The 15,957-nt window shown below is 42.3% G+C and carries 16 protein-coding genes; 11 read left to right on the forward strand and 5 right to left on the reverse strand.

The annotated features are described in order from the left end of the window. The first annotated feature begins 41 nt into the window (after nt 1–41). Complete coding sequence (locus CHJ_RS03545; protein ID WP_317918076.1) at nt 42–1,040, forward strand: succinylglutamate desuccinylase/aspartoacylase family protein; 999 nt, start codon at nt 42–44, stop codon at nt 1,038–1,040. A 66-nt stretch (nt 1,041–1,106) separates the two neighbouring features. Here the strand turns inward: CHJ_RS03545 and CHJ_RS03550 are convergent, their stop codons facing one another. Both CHJ_RS03550 and CHJ_RS03555 read right to left on the reverse strand, forming a co-directional pair. Beyond that, nucleotides 1,107–1,406 carry a DUF3301 domain-containing protein gene (locus tag CHJ_RS03550; RefSeq protein WP_171753117.1) on the reverse strand — a complete coding sequence of 100 codons (300 nt, stop codon included), beginning with the start codon at nt 1,404–1,406 and terminating at the stop codon, nt 1,107–1,109. Continuing rightward, entirely contained in the window at nt 1,406–2,452 is a 1,047-nt protein-coding gene (locus CHJ_RS03555) for a DUF3549 family protein (RefSeq protein WP_171753118.1), read from the reverse strand. Before CHJ_RS03555 ends, CHJ_RS03550 begins: the two co-directional genes overlap by 1 nt. Nucleotides 2,453–2,655: 203 nt before the next feature. Between CHJ_RS03555 and CHJ_RS03560 the strand changes: the two genes are divergently transcribed. Both CHJ_RS03560 and truC read left to right on the forward strand, forming a co-directional pair. Continuing rightward, nucleotides 2,656–2,967 carry a YqcC family protein gene (locus tag CHJ_RS03560; protein ID WP_317916891.1) on the forward strand — a complete coding sequence of 104 codons (312 nt, stop codon included), beginning with the start codon at nt 2,656–2,658 and terminating at the stop codon, nt 2,965–2,967. Continuing rightward, nucleotides 2,967–3,695 carry a tRNA pseudouridine(65) synthase TruC gene (gene truC / locus CHJ_RS03565; RefSeq protein ID WP_317918077.1) on the forward strand — a complete coding sequence of 243 codons (729 nt, stop codon included), beginning with the start codon at nt 2,967–2,969 and terminating at the stop codon, nt 3,693–3,695. The genes CHJ_RS03560 and truC overlap by 1 nt, the downstream gene beginning before the upstream one ends. An 81-nt stretch (nt 3,696–3,776) precedes the next feature. On the opposite strand, the gene CHJ_RS03570 is transcribed toward truC, so the two are convergent. The 3 genes from CHJ_RS03570 to map form a co-directional block, all read right to left on the reverse strand. Further along, on the reverse strand, nt 3,777–4,160 hold the full coding sequence (locus CHJ_RS03570) for a DUF3461 family protein (RefSeq protein ID WP_171753121.1): 384 nt from the start codon (nt 4,158–4,160) through the stop codon (nt 3,777–3,779). Nucleotides 4,161–4,332: 172 nt separating this feature from the next. Beyond that, nucleotides 4,333–6,954, reverse strand: a complete 2,622-nt coding sequence (gene glnD, locus CHJ_RS03575; RefSeq protein WP_317916892.1) for a bifunctional uridylyltransferase/uridylyl-removing protein GlnD — start codon at nt 6,952–6,954, stop codon at nt 4,333–4,335. A 116-nt stretch (nt 6,955–7,070) separates the two neighbouring features. Next, the gene (map, locus tag CHJ_RS03580) at nt 7,071–7,934 is read right to left on the reverse strand and encodes a type I methionyl aminopeptidase (RefSeq protein WP_317916893.1); all 864 of its coding nucleotides are present in this window, start codon (nt 7,932–7,934) and stop codon (nt 7,071–7,073) included. A gap of 347 nt (nt 7,935–8,281) precedes the next feature. On the opposite strand from map, the gene rpsB reads away from it, so the two are divergent. The 8 genes from rpsB to rseP all read left to right on the forward strand — a co-directional run bounded on the left by rpsB (nt 8,282) and on the right by rseP (nt 15,916). After that, complete coding sequence (gene rpsB, locus CHJ_RS03585; protein WP_171753124.1) at nt 8,282–9,016, forward strand: 30S ribosomal protein S2; 735 nt, start codon at nt 8,282–8,284, stop codon at nt 9,014–9,016. 130 nt (nt 9,017–9,146) lie between these two features. Beyond that, nucleotides 9,147–9,992, forward strand: coding sequence for a translation elongation factor Ts (tsf, locus tag CHJ_RS03590; RefSeq protein ID WP_171753125.1), 846 nt, complete (start codon nt 9,147–9,149; stop codon nt 9,990–9,992). A 243-nt stretch (nt 9,993–10,235) separates the two neighbouring features. After that, complete coding sequence (gene pyrH / locus CHJ_RS03595) at nt 10,236–10,967, forward strand: UMP kinase (protein ID WP_171753126.1); 732 nt, start codon at nt 10,236–10,238, stop codon at nt 10,965–10,967. Nucleotides 10,968–11,007: 40 nt separating this feature from the next. After that, nucleotides 11,008–11,565 carry a ribosome recycling factor gene (gene frr, locus CHJ_RS03600; protein WP_171753127.1) on the forward strand — a complete coding sequence of 186 codons (558 nt, stop codon included), beginning with the start codon at nt 11,008–11,010 and terminating at the stop codon, nt 11,563–11,565. A 119-nt stretch (nt 11,566–11,684) separates the two neighbouring features. Beyond that, nucleotides 11,685–12,434, forward strand: coding sequence for an isoprenyl transferase (locus tag CHJ_RS03605; RefSeq protein ID WP_171753128.1), 750 nt, complete (start codon nt 11,685–11,687; stop codon nt 12,432–12,434). 15 nt (nt 12,435–12,449) lie between these two features. Next, the gene (locus CHJ_RS03610) at nt 12,450–13,289 is read left to right on the forward strand and encodes a phosphatidate cytidylyltransferase (protein WP_171753129.1); all 840 of its coding nucleotides are present in this window, start codon (nt 12,450–12,452) and stop codon (nt 13,287–13,289) included. Between the two features lie 63 nt (nt 13,290–13,352). Continuing rightward, nucleotides 13,353–14,561 (forward strand): 1-deoxy-D-xylulose-5-phosphate reductoisomerase, encoded by a 1,209-nt coding sequence (ispC, locus tag CHJ_RS03615; protein ID WP_171753130.1) that lies wholly within the window; start codon nt 13,353–13,355, stop codon nt 14,559–14,561. Continuing rightward, nucleotides 14,558–15,916, forward strand: coding sequence for a sigma E protease regulator RseP (gene rseP / locus CHJ_RS03620; RefSeq protein WP_171753131.1), 1,359 nt, complete (start codon nt 14,558–14,560; stop codon nt 15,914–15,916). The genes ispC and rseP overlap by 4 nt, the downstream gene beginning before the upstream one ends. Nucleotides 15,917–15,957 lie beyond the last annotated feature (41 nt).

Below are 15,957 nucleotides of genomic sequence, written 5' to 3' on the forward strand. Positions count from 1 at the left end.
CTACTTGCAAATTAACTTATACCTTTAGGCTAGAGGTCATGATGAATAAACGACTTAATGAATCTATTGTCCCTATGTATCCAACGATTCAGTCATTGGATGTTGATACATTAAGCGCGGGTGAGCATAAGTTTTGGTTTGCGGTAGCAACGGATGCAATAGGACATCCGCAAACATTGCCAGTACGTGTATTTAAAGGACGCTCAGCGGGTAAACGAATCCTGATTACTGCAGGAGTTCATGGCGATGAGCAAAATGGTATTTTAACTGCTCAACGTGTAGCTCGCTTGCTGGAAGGAAAAGAGATATCAGGCGTTATTACTATTGTGCCTACGGTTAACCTTTCTGGTATTGCCCGTCATAGCCGAGATTTTCATTCTGCGGCACCCGATAGCTCTTCAGCGAACCTAAATAGAGTGTTTCCTGGTAACCCTAACGGGGATGATGCTAACCGTTATGCTCATAGTTTGTGGCAGAATCTGTTAAAGCCTAATGCGGACTTAGCGATTGATTTACACTCTCAAACCAGCGGCTCCTCTTACCCACTGTATGTTTTTGCTGATTACCGCCTAGACGATGCCATTCGAATGGCTAGATTGGTGAACCCAGATGTGATTTTAAATGATCCCGGTGATCCGGGGATTCTTGAAACGGTATATAACCGAGCGGGTATTGCCTCTATTACCATTGAAGTTGGTATTGGTCGCTACTCCGATCTATCTATGGTAGAGAGAGCCTGTAACGGTATTTTAAATATTCTAAAATCTTACCAAATAATAGACGGATCGGTTGATGAGCTTGATGCGCCTTGTATTGAAGGAAATGAAATAATAAGTGTGAGGGCAGAGCAAGGCGGGTTTGTTATCTGCCATGTAGCTTTATTAGATACGGTTGTTGAAGGGCAGAAGTTAGCCACTCAATACAACAGTTTTGGTGATGAGATAGCCAGCTACCCGTCACCTAGTGAAGGAACCGTTATCAGTCACAACGTTGAGTCTGTAAGGGCTCCCGGTTCACTGGTTGTCAGGTTAATACGATAATGACTTCTCGCTAGTTGCTCATTGTTTAAGTTGAGTAAGGCGCTATGTAGGTGAAGAAATGAGTTATTACATTCGGTAAGGGGGAATGTCAAAGTGTACGACACGAAAGCCTTGCATGATTGTTCGCGCTTGATAGTAGTCATCCCCTAGCGCAGAAAACTCAAAGTTGTACACCGTATGCCATCGCCAACGGCCATCTGCTGTTTTAAATTTATGAGCACCAAGAGAGACACTAAGTAGCTGTAAATCTAACTGTTTGCATCGTCTGGATATCGCAGCTTTTGCCAGCTCAGATTGACGCCTCTGTTGCCAAAAAAGAAAGCAAGCAAAACATAGGGCAAAAATAGCCAGCAAATTATCGATCATTAACTCTTCCCTGATTTTGTAGATTGTTGTAATTGAATGAGAGCGTCAGCTAACTGTTCTGACGGATTGCTATTAAGTAGCGGTAGCAAAACCATTCTTAGTGATGGCAGCATGACTAAATCGGCAAATATTTGGTTAAACAGTGTTTGATTGCCCGTTTGAGCTAAGCGAAGTAGAAATTGCTGAGCTAAATCTTGCTTTTCCAGTGACAGCCAGCAACGCCCTGCAATGGCGATCAGAACTTCTTGATGGCTGAGTCTAGGGCTCGCCAATATATCGGTGACTATTGTATCGCGAATCTTGCTGTCGCTGCCCGCTAATGCTCTGCTATAAGCCGCAAGTAAAAACAGATCCGGCTCTGAACTTGTTATTTGATCATCCGCCATTTGCTGAAGCGTTAAAGCCAGCTTTTTAGGCAGTTCGATATGCTCAAGTGCGCCTAAAAGGGCATACTTTGGTTCATTAGGTAGGTGCTTTAGCGCTTTTCTTATTGCCACGCCATTCTCTTCACTAGAGAGGCGAGCACAGATATCAGTTATTCCTTGAATACCAACGGTTTGCCAGTTATTCCAACCTAAGCCGCCAGAGAAGTAGTGTTGTGCATGCTCATAGTATTGGCTAGTAGGCATATCAAGCGAAGCTCTAATATGACTATGAAATAGAGCCATTTTGTCTTCAGTCGGTTTAAAGGTGTATGGGTTATTGGCCAGTTTTTGTTGCTGGCTTTCATCAAGATTATTTGCCAATCGAGTTCCCATTGCTTCAACGACATATTTAATAAAGTTGCCGATATCCGATTGCTTAAATAAACCGCGCTCATCTAAAGGGAACTTTAGAAACCAAATCCAAGGCTGCTTCTCTGCATTCCAATAAGCTATGGCTAAGTGGGCATGCCGTTGCAATGGATAAGGGTAAGCTTGCTGGCTTTGCTCAACATTAGAAAATAGTGCATTGCTAATTGGAAGAATTCGTCTTCCAAGATCAAAAATCTTATATTCACACTCACTGTTGGTGAGCAGTTGAGTCAGGGTTTGTATGTTTTCCATCGCTACGGCTTATTTACTCTTTCATCTTTGATTAATACATGGGGTCTTAGGGTCTTATACTCAAGTAACAGGTAAAGTGTCTGTTCAGCAGGAGCCTATAAAACTCGCCCTTTGTATGCGCTCTGAATCTTGTATCTTGAGGTCACTTGAGTATAAATGGTACTCTTATCGCAAAATTCAAGGTAGCAAACTAAATCAAACCGATGAAAGAGCCAATTCCTCTTGTAGATCTGTTGTTTCAACTAGAACAGTCGTTAAAACAGTGTCAAATGTGGCAGAGTCAACCTCCTAGTGATGAAGCGCTAAATAGCCAACAACCATTCGCTTTAGATACTCTTTTGCCAGAACAGTGGCTGCAATGGGTATTTATTCCAAAGATATCCGAGATGTTACAAAACCAGCAAGTCGTTAGTGGATTTTCAATCTCTCCTTATTTTGAAGAGGTTTGGAAATCAGATCATCATAAAACCGAGATATTGGATGTGTTACACCGTATAGATAATGGATGCCGATGATGTTGGATGTTCTATATCAAGATGAGTTTCTTATTGCGGTCAATAAACCAGCTGGCATGTTGGTGCATCGTTCATGGTTGGATAAACATGAAACTCAATTTGTGATGCAGACTTTGAGAGATCAGATTGGCCAACATGTATTTCCTTTACATCGTTTGGATAGACCTACCTCTGGTGTCTTGGTCTTTGCTTTGTCTAGTGATGTTGCCTCTCAGGTGATGCCTATGTTCGCCAATCATCAGATGCAGAAAACCTATCATGCGATTGTTCGCGGTTGGATTGAAGAGGGGGCGGTTTTAGATTATCCGCTAAAAGAGGAGTTGGATAAGATTGCCGATAAGTTTGCAAACAGCGATCAGCCAGCCAAAGATGCTGTGACAGAGTATCGTCCTTTGGCTAAGGTTGAAGTACCTTATTCCACAGGACGGTTTCCAACTAGCCGCTACTGTTTAATGGAGCTGAAACCTAAGACAGGTCGAAAGCATCAGTTGCGACGGCATATGGCTCATTTAAGGCATCCGATCGTGGGTGATACTTCTCATGGTGATGGTAAACATAATCGTCTCTTTCGCCAGCACTATGATGCGAAGCGACTATTATTGCATGCCTCTGAACTGGCCTTTATTCACCCGTTTACTGATCAGCCCGTCGTGATAAAAGCAGGGTTAGATGATGTTTGGCAGAGTTTATTACATCAGTTTGGCTGGGAAGAGGCTATCTGCTATTAAACTAGGTTTGTAAATATAAAAAGGCGCTTTAATAAGCGCCTTTTAGCTAAGATACCCTGAATGAAGCTAAAATAAGGCGTGTTATTTTAGCTTTTCAAGATCAGATTCAATCTCATGGATCTTACTCGAGACGACTTTTTCTAAGTGGCGTAAGTCTGAAAGAATTTTCTTTTTTAAATCCTTTTCTTTCAGCATGGCAGGCCGAGTAATACTGTTGAGTTCGTCAATGACAAGGGTTAAGTTCCGGTTGATCTCGGTGACTTCTTTGTAATGGTGAGTACCACTGTCTACCAATACATTTTTAACCTGTCTTGGATACTTAAATTTGACGCTTTTCGCAAACAGTTCTCCTTTCTGCTTGTGAAAGTAAATCTTTAACACGTCCTTGTGAGCTTCTTGGCGTAATGAATAACGCTCTATTTGTTTAGGATCATGAATCCCAAGACCTGTTAGGTTTGGATACATACTTTACCTCGTAAACAGTCGTGTTAGTTAAGTGTAGGTTAGCTCAGTTCATTAAGTTAACTTAATCTAACTGTAGCAGCCTATTTGCGTGGTAGATAGTTGATATTTCGCTCAAAAAGGAGAGTTGTGAACGAGATCGTTTTTTACATTCTCGTCACAACATTATCTGCTGTTATGGAGCCAGTTCAGAGATATTTTTCACTAACATTTCCCGTAGCTCTTGCTGCTGTTCATCTGACAATCGGCCGCCATCAGGAGAGGTCAATATGAAGAGATCTTCAGCTCTTTCACCCATGGTGGTAATCTTGGCTGCATGAAGGTGAATATTTAATAATGAGAACGTTTCTCCAACCGTCGCTAAAAGACCTGGGGTATCTAATGCAAAGAACTCCATTAATGTTCGTTTATTGGTTTTGGTCGGAATAAAGTCAACACGGGTTTTTACGTTAAAATGCATAAGGTTACGTGGTGTTCTGCGTAATCGTGTTTTTCGTTTACTGGTATCTTCCAGTACCTGTTGCAAACTATCGATAAGCTGCTGGTGATACTGCTCATCGATAGGCTCTCCACTTTGGTCCAACACCATAAAGGTATCGAGAACAAAGCCATCTTTACTGGTCATAATTTGCGCGTCATGGACGTTTAAGTTTCGTCGATCGAGTTCGGCAACGGCGGTAGCAAAGAGAGAAGGTTGATCCTGACAGTAAATGAAAATTTCCGAGCCGCCTCGGGTGGCCTTTTTACTTACTAAAACAATGGTTTGTTTCTCTTTGTCTGGGCCCAGTAAGTGGCTACCGTGCCAAGCAATCTGTTTATGGGTATGTCTTAAGAAATAATCCGCTTTAAAACGTTGCCAAAGTAGTTCGATCTCTCGTGCGGAGAAGCCTTCTTTTCGTAATAGAGCTGATGCCAGTTGTTGGTTGTGGCGGATACGGTCACGCACATCAACAGGGTTTTCTAGCCCACGTCTTAATGCTCGTTGAGTGGAATGATACAGCTCCGCTAATAGTGTTCGTTTCCAACTGTTCCAGAGCTCTGGGTTAGTGGCACAGATATCAGCCACGGTTAAACAGACAAGATGGTCGAGATACTCTTCGTCACGTACTGTTTTTGCAAATTCAGCAATGACATCTGGATCGTAAATGTCTCTTCTCTGCGCCGTAACAGACATTAAAAGGTGATTGAGAACTAACCAAGAAACGAGTTTTGCTTCGGGTTTGGAAAGGCCGTGCTCAATACAAAAATTATACGCTTCTACTGCCCCTATTTTAGAGTGGTCACCGCCTTTTCCTTTGCCGATATCATGAAATATCCCTGCAATGATCAGCAATTCTTTCTTTTGAATTCTTGGGTACAATTCACAGCAAATAGGGTGCTTGGGGTGATTATCAGCATGGCTAAATGAATGGATATGCTTTAGCAGCCGCATACTGTGCTCATCCACGGTGTAGACATGAAATAGATCGAACTGCATCTGCCCGACAATTTGACTCCACTGCGGTAGGTAAGCCGCTAATACACCCAGTTTATGCATTAAGGTAAAGGCTCGATGCAGCGCATTGGGATGGCGACACAGCGACATAAATTTTTCCCTAGCTTCGGGAATGGTATGAAGAAACCTGTTGAGTCGTCGTCGTGCGGTTCTCAGTTGCCTTAGTGTGGAAGGGGCAACACTGTCAATGCTTGAGTCGTTAGCAATATGGATAAACATATCCAGTATGGTTTCCGGTCGAGCTTGAAATAACGCCGGTTTTCTTGCCTCTATTAATGGCCCTCGGCGCTGAAAGTCGTCATCAATGATTTCAGCGATAACTTCTTCGCCTTCACTTAAAATGGCTTGATTAAACAGTTTAACCAGCATTTTATTGAGCTCAGCCACTCGTCGTAGAGTTCGGTAAAACTCCTTCATCATCATTTCGACAGGAATATTGTTTTCGCCAGTAAAACCGAGATTTTCTGCAACTTGTGCTTGATGGGCAAATGTTAAGCGGTTGTCGTAACGTTTGAGTTCGATATGAAGAGCGAAGCGAACACGCCAAAGAAAATCCTGACACTCTTGAAGCTCTCGATACTCCCCGTCGGTTAAGAAACCGTATTTACTCATTTCCAATAGAGATGTTGCGCCAAAGTGTCGACGAGCTATCCAGCTTAATGTATGAATATCTCGTAAGCCACCGGGGCTAGACTTGATATCTGGTTCTAAATTATAAGTGGTGTCGTGGTAACGAGCGTGGCGGCTTTTTTGCTCTTTTATTTTCTCTTGATAGAAGGTTGCACTTGGCCAAAAATTTTCTGAGTGGATCAGTAGTTTTAGTTGATGAAATGTCTCTTCGCTGCCGGATAAAAAGCGCGCTTCTTGTAAATTAGTGGCAACCGTTAGGTCTTCTTTTCCTACTGAAGTGCACTCTTCAATGGTTCTTACTGCATGGCCAATTTCTAATTTTAAGTCCCACAATAAGGTGATGAACTCGCTAACTTTAGCGGCGATATCATCGGTCATAGGGTGTTGAGTGAGTATCAATATATCGATATCGGATAATGGGTGTAACTCACCTCGACCATAACCGCCCACCGCGATTAAACTGATGTCTTCACGATCGGAAAACTGATAATAACGCCACAATCGTTGCAGCAGTTGGTCCATATAGTTTGAACGCTCAAAAACTAGTTCAGTAACGGAGTTTCGTTTTAAAAAAGCGTCTTTTTGAATATGAGTAAATTTGTCTAGCTGCTGCTTTATATCGATACAGGTGATGTCAGCGTCATCAAATTTTAGCGGAGATAAATAAGGCATTAATCGCAATCCGTTGCTTTTAGTTGGTACTGTTAAGGGGCTATGTCATTTTTAATATTGTCGTGAGTATTCTATAAGAAAAAGCCTCTGCAAAAATGACAGAGGCTTTTAAATATCTACTTGTTGATCATAACCCGAGGAATGGTCTCTTCTTCTCGAAGTGTCAACACTTCACAGCCTGACTCGGTCACCAATATGGTGTGTTCCCATTGTGCAGAGTTCTTACCATCGCCAGTATATACCGTCCAGTCATCTTCTGAATCGACGCTACAGCCAAATTTACCTGCATTGATCATAGGTTCAATGGTGAAGATCATCCCAGGTTGTAAGATGCGTTTATCACTGTTTTTGTAATGAACTACTTGAGGCTCTTCATGAAACTCAAAACCTATACCGTGACCACAAAAATCTTTTACGATGGAGAATCGTGGTGTCACACCTTTAATGTATTTCTGGATAGTCGTTCCTATGTCGCCAACGGTGATACCGGGTTTCACTTTGCGCATTGCTGCGTACAATGATTCTTGCGCCACCATGCAGAGTCGTTTGTCTGCGGCTGAAACATTGCCAACATAGAACATTTTTGATGTGTCACCGTGATAACCGGCAGGGCGGCTATTAAGAGAGGCATTGCTGTCGTCAGGAATAATCACTGTGATGTCGACGTTAACAATATCGCCATCTTTCAGTACAGCAGGTTTGCCTTTACCGGTTGTTCCTATCTCATCTTTGCTGGCGGGTATTCCGTGACAAACAATGTGATTAATTGATGTGCAGATGGATTTAGGAAAGCCGTGATAGTCTAAAGGTGCAGGGTAAGCACCGTTATCAATTATGTATTTATAACAAATTTGATCTAATTCTTCTGTTGTAACCCCTGGCTTTACATGAGGTTCAATCATTTCAAGAACATCGGCAGCGAGCTTACCGGCAATTCTCATTTTTGCGATTTCTTGTTGGTTTTTAATTTTAATCGTCATCTATCTATCTCGATGCTAGTCGGCATTTTTAATGCAATTTGGCTATTCTACCAGTGCGATACCCAAGTGCAATTGAATTCCGTTATCATTTAACTAACAAATTACTCAGATCATTAGAGTGTTTTTGCTGGAAATGAAGGCCATTTTTGTGGTATAAAGCGCGCCGGAGTGCAGAACTGTTGTCTTCATCATCAGATGGCGATGCGGTTTTTTCTCCATACACATATATTTTTTATCTCACACACGTACCGACACATGTTCCGGGGTGCTTAATCACTATCTTATTATAGTGGGTAAAGTCGGAATCATGGGGTATGTGGAGGCCTAACCCCATAGAGGATTTTAAAATGGCAACTGTATCAATGCGCGATATGCTTAAAGCTGGTGTTCACTTCGGTCACCAAACTCGTTACTGGAACCCAAAAATGAAGCCATTCATCTTTGGTGCTCGTAACAAAGTTCATATCATCAACTTAGAAAAAACGGTACCAATGTTCAACGACGCTCTAGCTGAAATTGCTAAAGTTGGCGAGAAAAAAGGTAAAGTTCTTTTTGTTGGTACTAAACGCGCTGCATCTGAAGCTGTTAAAGAAGCTGCTATCAACAGCAACCAGTACTATGTTAACAACCGCTGGTTAGGCGGCATGCTAACAAACTACAAAACTGTTCGTCAGTCGATCAAGCGTCTAAAAGAACTTGAAGCTCAAGCTCAAGACGGAACTTTTGATAAACTAACTAAGAAAGAAGCTCTAATGCGTACTCGTGAAATGGAGAAGCTAGAGAAATCTCTTGGTGGTATCAAAGATATGGGCGGCCTACCGGACGCACTATTCGTAATCGATGCTGATCACGAGCACATTGCAGTTAAAGAAGCTAACAACCTAGGTATCCCAGTTTACGCTGTAGTTGATACTAACTCTGATCCAGATGGTGTTGACTTCATCATTCCTGGTAACGACGACGCAATCCGCGCTGTTCAACTATACTTGAACGCTGCTGCTGATGCTGTTAAAGAAGGTCGTAACCAAGACGTAGTTGCTGCTGTTGCAGAAAAAGACGGTTTCGTAGAAGAAGCTGAATAATAGCGGACTCTGACGTCTACTTAGTTTGTAACGACATGGTCATATCGCAAACTAAGGTATAGTTAGTATCAGGGGCCAATTATTCGGCCCCTGATTTTTATCTTATCCGGAATCAACTGAGGAATAGAGAATGGCAACTGTTACTGCTGCTCTAGTAAAAGAACTTCGCGAGCGCACAGCCGCTGGCATGATGGAATGTAAAAAAGCACTTGTTGCTGCTGATGGTGATATTGAGCTAGCGATTGAGAACATGCGTAAAAGTGGCGCAGCAAAAGCAGCTAAAAAAGCTGGTAATGTTGCAGCTGAAGGCGCAATCATCATTAAAGATGCAAACGGCGTTGCAGTTCTTCTTGAAGTTAACTGTCAAACTGACTTTGTTGCTAAAGATGCTGGTTTCCTAGCATTTGCTGATGAAGTAGCAACTGCTGCTCTAGCTGAAAAACTAGACATTGAAGCACTTCAAGCTAAATTTGAAGAGACTCGCATTGCACTTATCACTAAGATCGGCGAAAACATCAACATCCGTCGCGTAGAGTACGTTGAAGGTGCTGCACTTGCTAGCTACCGTCACGGTGAGAAAATTGGTGTAGTTGTTGCAGGTGAAGGCGAAGCTGAAACTCTTAAGCACGTAGCTATGCACGTTGCGGCATCTAAGCCAGAGTATCTTGACCCTTCTAACGTACCAGCTGACGTAGTAGAGAAAGAGAAAGCGGTTCAAGTTGAAATCGCAATGAACGAAGGCAAGCCACAAGAAATCGCAGAGAAAATGGTTATCGGCCGTATGAAGAAATTCACTGGCGAAATCTCTCTGACTGGTCAAGCGTTCGTTATGGAACCTAAGAAAACTGTTGGCGACATTCTTAAAGAGCGTGGCGCGACAGTAACTAACTTCATTCGTTTAGAAGTTGGTGAAGGCATCGAGAAAGCCGCTGAAATGAGCTTTGCAGATGAAGTAGCAGCGGTACAAAAAGGGTAATCCTTTTGTGCTCTTGCTTTAAAAGGACCGTAGCTAAGGCTGCGGTCTTTTTGTAAAAATAATGGCAAAAAGATCATGTTGAGTCATTGCAAGATAACAAAAACCGAATAGTTGGTTTTGCAATTGCTACAGATGCGGTTAGTTGTGATAAATGAGAATCAAGAATTGAGTACGTCTTAACTCTAATTAATGGTTTTTATCTATGACAGTTAACAGATAACTCTACATCGGAAGGTATAGTCCATGACAACAAATCCTAAACCAGCATATCAACGTATACTTTTGAAACTTAGTGGTGAAGCGCTTCAGGGTGATGAAGGTTTCGGTATAGACCCAGCTATCTTAGACAGAATGGCTCAAGAGATTAAAGAGCTTGTAGAATTGGGTGTACAAGTCGGTGTTGTTATTGGTGGTGGAAACTTATTCCGTGGCGCAGGACTTGCCGAAGCAGGAATGAATCGAGTAGTGGGTGATCACATGGGCATGTTGGCCACGGTAATGAACGGGCTTGCAATGCGTGACGCTCTTCACCGTGCTTATGTTAATGCACGTGTAATGTCCGCTATTCCTCTAAAAGGTGTGTGTGATGATTACAACTGGGCGGATGCTATTGCACAGCTTCGTCAAGGTCGAGTGGTGATCTTCTCTGCTGGCACAGGTAACCCATTCTTTACGACAGATTCTGCTGCTTGTTTACGTGGTATTGAAATTGAAGCAGATGTTGTGCTTAAGGCCACAAAAGTAGATGGTGTATTTACTGCTGACCCTGTAGCCAACCCAGATGCAGAGCTGTATGATAAGCTCTCTTATAATGCTATTCTTGAAAAAGAACTAAAAGTGATGGATTTAGCTGCATTTACATTGGCTCGTGACCATAAAATGCCTATCCGTGTATTTAATATGAACAAGCCAGGCGCATTACGTCGCGTGGTGTTGGGTGAAGCTGAAGGCACATTAATTAGTGATGCCGAGTAATAATCGCGAAACCAAGCGAAGATTGAATTAAGGTGAAAAAGTGATTAACGAAATCAAAAAAGACGCGCAAGAGCGCATGGATAAGAGTGTTGAAGCACTTAAAAATAATCTGCTAAAAGTAAGAACTGGTCGTGCTCACCCTAGCTTACTTTCAGGTATTACGGTTGAGTATTATGGCGCGCCAACTCCTCTTAATCAGGTTGCTAACGTAATTGCAGAAGATGCACGTACATTGGCTATTACGGTATTTGATAAAGAGCTGACTCCATTAGTAGAGAAAGCAATCATGTCATCTGACCTGGGTTTAAACCCAATGTCTGCAGGAACGGTAATCCGTGTTCCTCTTCCTCCGTTAACTGAAGAGCGTCGTCGTGATTTGGTTAAAGTTGTTCGTGGTGAAGCTGAAGGTGGTCGTGTTGCGATTCGTAACATTCGTCGTGATGCAAACAGCGATCTTAAAGGTCTTCTAAAAGAGAAAGAAATTTCTGAAGATGAAGATCGTAAAGCTCAAGATGAGATTCAAAAGCTAACAGATGCTGCAGTTAAAAGTGTAGACGATGTATTAGCGAGCAAAGAAAAAGAGCTAATGGAAGTGTAATCAATTTAGATACTCTTCTAGAAAATTAACGCTGTGCGAGTTACTGAAATTATGTATCTGCGGTACAGCGTTTTTTTATGCTATTATTCCCACCCTGTTAAAACCTATTGATATTAATGATGTCTGACTCTCAAATTAGCACTGAGCACCTTCCCGAACATATTGCTGTAATTATGGATGGAAACGGCCGCTGGGCGAAGCTACAAGGTAAACCTAGAGTATTTGGACATAAAGCCGGAGCAAAAGCGGTTAGGAAAACCATCGCAGGTGCAGCCAAGCTTGGTATCAAAGCCATAACACTGTTTGCTTTTAGTAGCGAAAACTGGCGTAGGCCGGTAGATGAAGTTAGCCTGCTAATGGATCTTTTTGTTGCGGCATTAACCAAACAAGTAAAAAATCTTAATGACAATAATTTGCAACTTAGAATTATTGGCGATATCTCTAAATTTCCTCCACGGTTACAAAAAAAAATCAAAGAAGCACAACTGTTGACGGCTAATAATAGCGGCATGGTGGTGAATATTGCTGCCAATTATGGCGGTAAGTGGGATATAACCGAAGCCACCAGATTGATTGCCGAAAAAGTACAAAATGGTGAATTAAAGACCAAAGATATCTCAGAAGAGATAGTTAACTCACATTTAACCATGTCCGACTTGCCACCAGTGGATCTTTTAATTAGAACAAGCGGTGAATGTAGAATTAGTAATTTTATGCTTTGGCAACTTGCTTACGCAGAGATCTATTTTACCTCTGAATTTTGGCCTGATTTTAATGAAGATAAATTAGCTGAAGCGGTTTCTTGGTTTGTTAGTCGTGAACGACGATTTGGTTGTACCGGGGAACAGATTAAAGCATTAATGGATTAGTTTAAGGTAACCCACTTGAAACAAAGAATAATTACGGCACTAATATTAGCGCCACTTGCAGCACTAGCAATTTTTAAACTTTCATTTCCTCTTTTTTTGTTAGTGATTGCAGCGATTTGTATTATAGCGTTTTGGGAATGGGCCCAGTTTGTAAATAGCCCTTCTCGTTACCTTGCAATGGTTCCTACTGTTGCTGTTTTTGTGCTCAGTTATCTTGTTGTTCCATCTGATGTAGATAGCTTTAATCGTATTGCACCCGCTCACTATTTGATGCTTGTTATCGCCACAATTTGGTGGGTGATAGCCAGTTACTTAGCCATAAGTTATCCCAAAACTAGCGGCTGGCAGAACTCAAGAGTATTGCGTCAACTGTTTGGTATGCTTACCGTTATTCCTTTCTTCTGGAGCATGCTGCTACTTAGAGCTCAACATATCGAAACGGAACCGTATCATGGTGCTAATTTAGTCTTGTTTGTTTGCCTGTTGGTATGGGCCGCGGATAGCGGGGCTTACTTTGCGGGAAAAAGTTTTGGTAAACGAAAGATGGCACCTAATGTTAGCCCGAATAAAACCATTGAAGGTTTAGTTGGTGGAATCATCGTAGCACTGTTAGTTGGTTGGGTTGCTGCCGATGTGCTCGATATTACCTTTTCAAGTGCACCCGCTATGATTGTTATAACTCTAGTGACCGTGGTTATTTCTGTGTTAGGTGATTTGGTAGAAAGTATGCTTAAGAGAGTTTCTGGGGTAAAAGACAGCAGTAATATTATTCCCGGACACGGAGGCATTCTGGACAGACTTGATAGTTTAACCGCGGCCTTTCCTGTGTTTGCGCTGCTCTACTTTACGCTATAGTGGTTTTGGCAGAACTTTGTTAGTTCTTATTTCTAGTCAGCTAAATTTAATGGTTAATACTTAATGCGAAACATAACGATTTTAGGCGCCACAGGCTCTATTGGTCGCAGTACTCTCAAGGTTATCGCCGAAAATCCCCAGCAGTTTTCTGTGACTGCGTTAGCAGCTGGTTCGAATGTTGAGCAAATGAAAGCTCTATGTCTTCAGTGGCGTCCCCTTTATGCCGCTATGGCGGACCCTATAGCAGCGAAACAGCTTGAACAGCAGTTGCACGCATTATCGCTTCCTACCCGCGTCGTTTCAGGTGAAGAGGGGCTGTGTTATGTCGCTTCTCTGGATGAAGTTGATACTGTCATGGCTGCGATAGTTGGTGCGGCTGGGTTAGTGCCAACCATGTCGGCGGTCAAAGCAGGCAAAAGAATATTACTGGCTAATAAAGAAGCTTTGGTTATGTCAGGAAAGCTATTTATTGAAGCGGTAGAAAAGTATGGTGCAGAACTACTGCCTGTCGACAGTGAGCACAATGCTATTTTTCAATGTTTGCCAGAAACAATTCAGACAACTTTGGGTCGTTGCGATCTAAGTAGCGAAGGGATAGACAGCATACTGCTTACCGGGTCTGGTGGCCCGTTTCGTTATACTGACGTAGAAAAGCTTGCTTTAGTGACTCCTGAACAAGCGATTGCACACCCAAACTGGTCTATGGGGCCTAAAATCTCAGTTGATTCTGCAACTATGATGAATAAAGGGCTTGAGTATATTGAGGCGCGATGGCTGTTTAATTGTCAGCGTTCTCAATTAAAGGTCATTATTCACCCTCAGTCAGTGATTCATTCTATGGTGCAGTATAAAGATGGTTCAGTATTGGCTCAGATGGGAGAGCCTGATATGTGCACCCCTATCGCACTGACTATGTCCTATCCTAAGCGAATCTCATCGGGTGTTTCAGCACTCGATTTTACCAAGGTAGGGGAGCTGACATTCTTACAGCCTGACTTTGCTCGCTATCCGTGTCTGGAGCTGGCTATTAATGCTTGTTATGAAGGTCAGCATGCAACTACGTCTATAAATGCAGCAAATGAAGTCGCTGTTGACGCGTTTTTAAAAAGTCAGCTGAACTTTAATGATATTGCTGTTGTCAATGAACGAGTATTATCCAAAGTGTGCAAAGAAATGCGCCACAATAGTTTAGATAACTTGGAAAGCCTGTTAGAGCTAGATAGAATGGCTAGATTGTTGGCTGAAGAAGCCGTTAGAGAACGTTCATTATGATAGATATTTTGTGGAACTTTGCCAGTTTTGTTATTGCGCTGAGTATTCTCGTTGCGGTTCATGAGTTTGGTCACTTTTGGGTTGCACGAAAATGTGGCGTAAAAGTAGAGAAGTTTTCTATTGGTTTTGGTAAGTCAATTTGGAAAAAAATAGGTTCAGACGGGACAGAGTATAACTTTTCTATCATTCCGTTAGGCGGTTATGTCAAAATGTTGGACGGTCGAACAGATGATGTTCCCGACAATATGAAGCATCTGGCATTTGATAAAAAGCCACTATGGCAGAGAAGTTCCATCGTTGCTGCTGGCCCTATATTTAATTTTATATTTGCCGTTTTTGCTTATTGGTTAGTTTTCTTGATTGGTGTTCCGGCAGTGAAACCGGTGATCGGAGAAGTGACACCAAATTCCATCGTTGCTCAAGCGGGTATCACACCGGGAATGGAATTTACCTCTATTGCTGGTAGCAAAACGCCTGATTGGGAATCAGTCAATATGGGGCTGGTGTCTCATATTGGGGATGATGAGCTACAAGTGACGGTTAAGCCTGCTGATGAATATGGCTTAGAAGAAACTAAGATTGTCGATATTCGTCAGTGGGAGTTTAACCCTGAAACAGAATCGGCGATGACGTCGCTAGGGTTTGAACCTTATACTCCGGAAATCTATACTCGGCTTTCGGTTGTTTCTGAAGGTGGCGCAGCTGAGAAAGCTGGGTTCGTGGCAGGGGATACAATTCTCGCTATAAATGGAGAGAGTATTAGCCGCTGGCAGCAGGTTGTTGATATGATTCAACAATCTCCTTATAAAGAAATGAAAGTGCTGGTTGAGCGAGATACTCAGCAGCTAACGTTAGAATTAACACCAAACAGTCGCACATTAGCGGATGGACGAGAGATCGGATTTGCGGGTATTAGCCCATCTAGAGCAGAGTGGCCGGAACAATACCAATTTGAGCAAAAATTTGGTCCTATTGAGTCCGTTAGTAAAGCGGTAGAGAAAACGGGTCAAATCGTTGCCTTAACATTTAATATGCTTAAGAAGCTTATTTTTGGTGACGTGGGATTGAACAACCTTAGTGGCCCAATCTCTATTGCTAAAGGGGCAGGTGCTACCGCCGGATTTGGTTTGGTCTATTTCTTAGGCTTTTTAGCATTGATCAGTGTTAACCTAGGAATTATTAATTTATTGCCGCTGCCTATTTTAGATGGCGGCCATTTACTGTTTTACATGATTGAAGCTGTGATACGACGTCCTGTTCCAGAAAAGCTACAGGAGATGGGGTTTCGTGTTGGAGGGGCGATTATTTTCTCCCTTATGGCCGTCGCGATTTTTAATGATTTTATGCGTTTGTGATATCAACGGATTAACAGATAGCAAAAAGAAATATCAAGGAA

Source organism: Vibrio sp. MACH09 (assembly GCF_033238805.1).
Lineage (GTDB): Bacteria > Pseudomonadota > Gammaproteobacteria > Enterobacterales > Vibrionaceae > Vibrio.

Bases quoted from the DNA above. Each gene is read 5' to 3' on its own strand.
- rpsB (WP_171753124.1), top strand. From the start codon at position 8,282: ATGGCAACTGTATCAATGCGCGATATGCTTAAAGCTGGTGTTCACTTC.
- map (WP_317916893.1), bottom strand. From the start codon at position 7,934: ATGACGATTAAAATTAAAAACCAACAAGAAATCGCAAAAATGAGAATT.
- CHJ_RS03560 (WP_317916891.1), top strand. From the start codon at position 2,656: ATGAAAGAGCCAATTCCTCTTGTAGATCTGTTGTTTCAACTAGAACAG.
- CHJ_RS03545 (WP_317918076.1), top strand. From the start codon at position 42: ATGAATAAACGACTTAATGAATCTATTGTCCCTATGTATCCAACGATT.
- ispC (WP_171753130.1), top strand. From the start codon at position 13,353: ATGCGAAACATAACGATTTTAGGCGCCACAGGCTCTATTGGTCGCAGT.
- CHJ_RS03570 (WP_171753121.1), bottom strand. From the start codon at position 4,160: ATGTATCCAAACCTAACAGGTCTTGGGATTCATGATCCTAAACAAATA.
- CHJ_RS03605 (WP_171753128.1), top strand. From the start codon at position 11,685: ATGTCTGACTCTCAAATTAGCACTGAGCACCTTCCCGAACATATTGCT.
- CHJ_RS03550 (WP_171753117.1), bottom strand. From the start codon at position 1,406: ATGATCGATAATTTGCTGGCTATTTTTGCCCTATGTTTTGCTTGCTTT.
- rseP (WP_171753131.1), top strand. From the start codon at position 14,558: ATGATAGATATTTTGTGGAACTTTGCCAGTTTTGTTATTGCGCTGAGT.
- pyrH (WP_171753126.1), top strand. From the start codon at position 10,236: ATGACAACAAATCCTAAACCAGCATATCAACGTATACTTTTGAAACTT.
- tsf (WP_171753125.1), top strand. From the start codon at position 9,147: ATGGCAACTGTTACTGCTGCTCTAGTAAAAGAACTTCGCGAGCGCACA.
- truC (WP_317918077.1), top strand. From the start codon at position 2,967: ATGTTGGATGTTCTATATCAAGATGAGTTTCTTATTGCGGTCAATAAA.
- glnD (WP_317916892.1), bottom strand. From the start codon at position 6,954: ATGCCTTATTTATCTCCGCTAAAATTTGATGACGCTGACATCACCTGT.
- CHJ_RS03555 (WP_171753118.1), bottom strand. From the start codon at position 2,452: ATGGAAAACATACAAACCCTGACTCAACTGCTCACCAACAGTGAGTGT.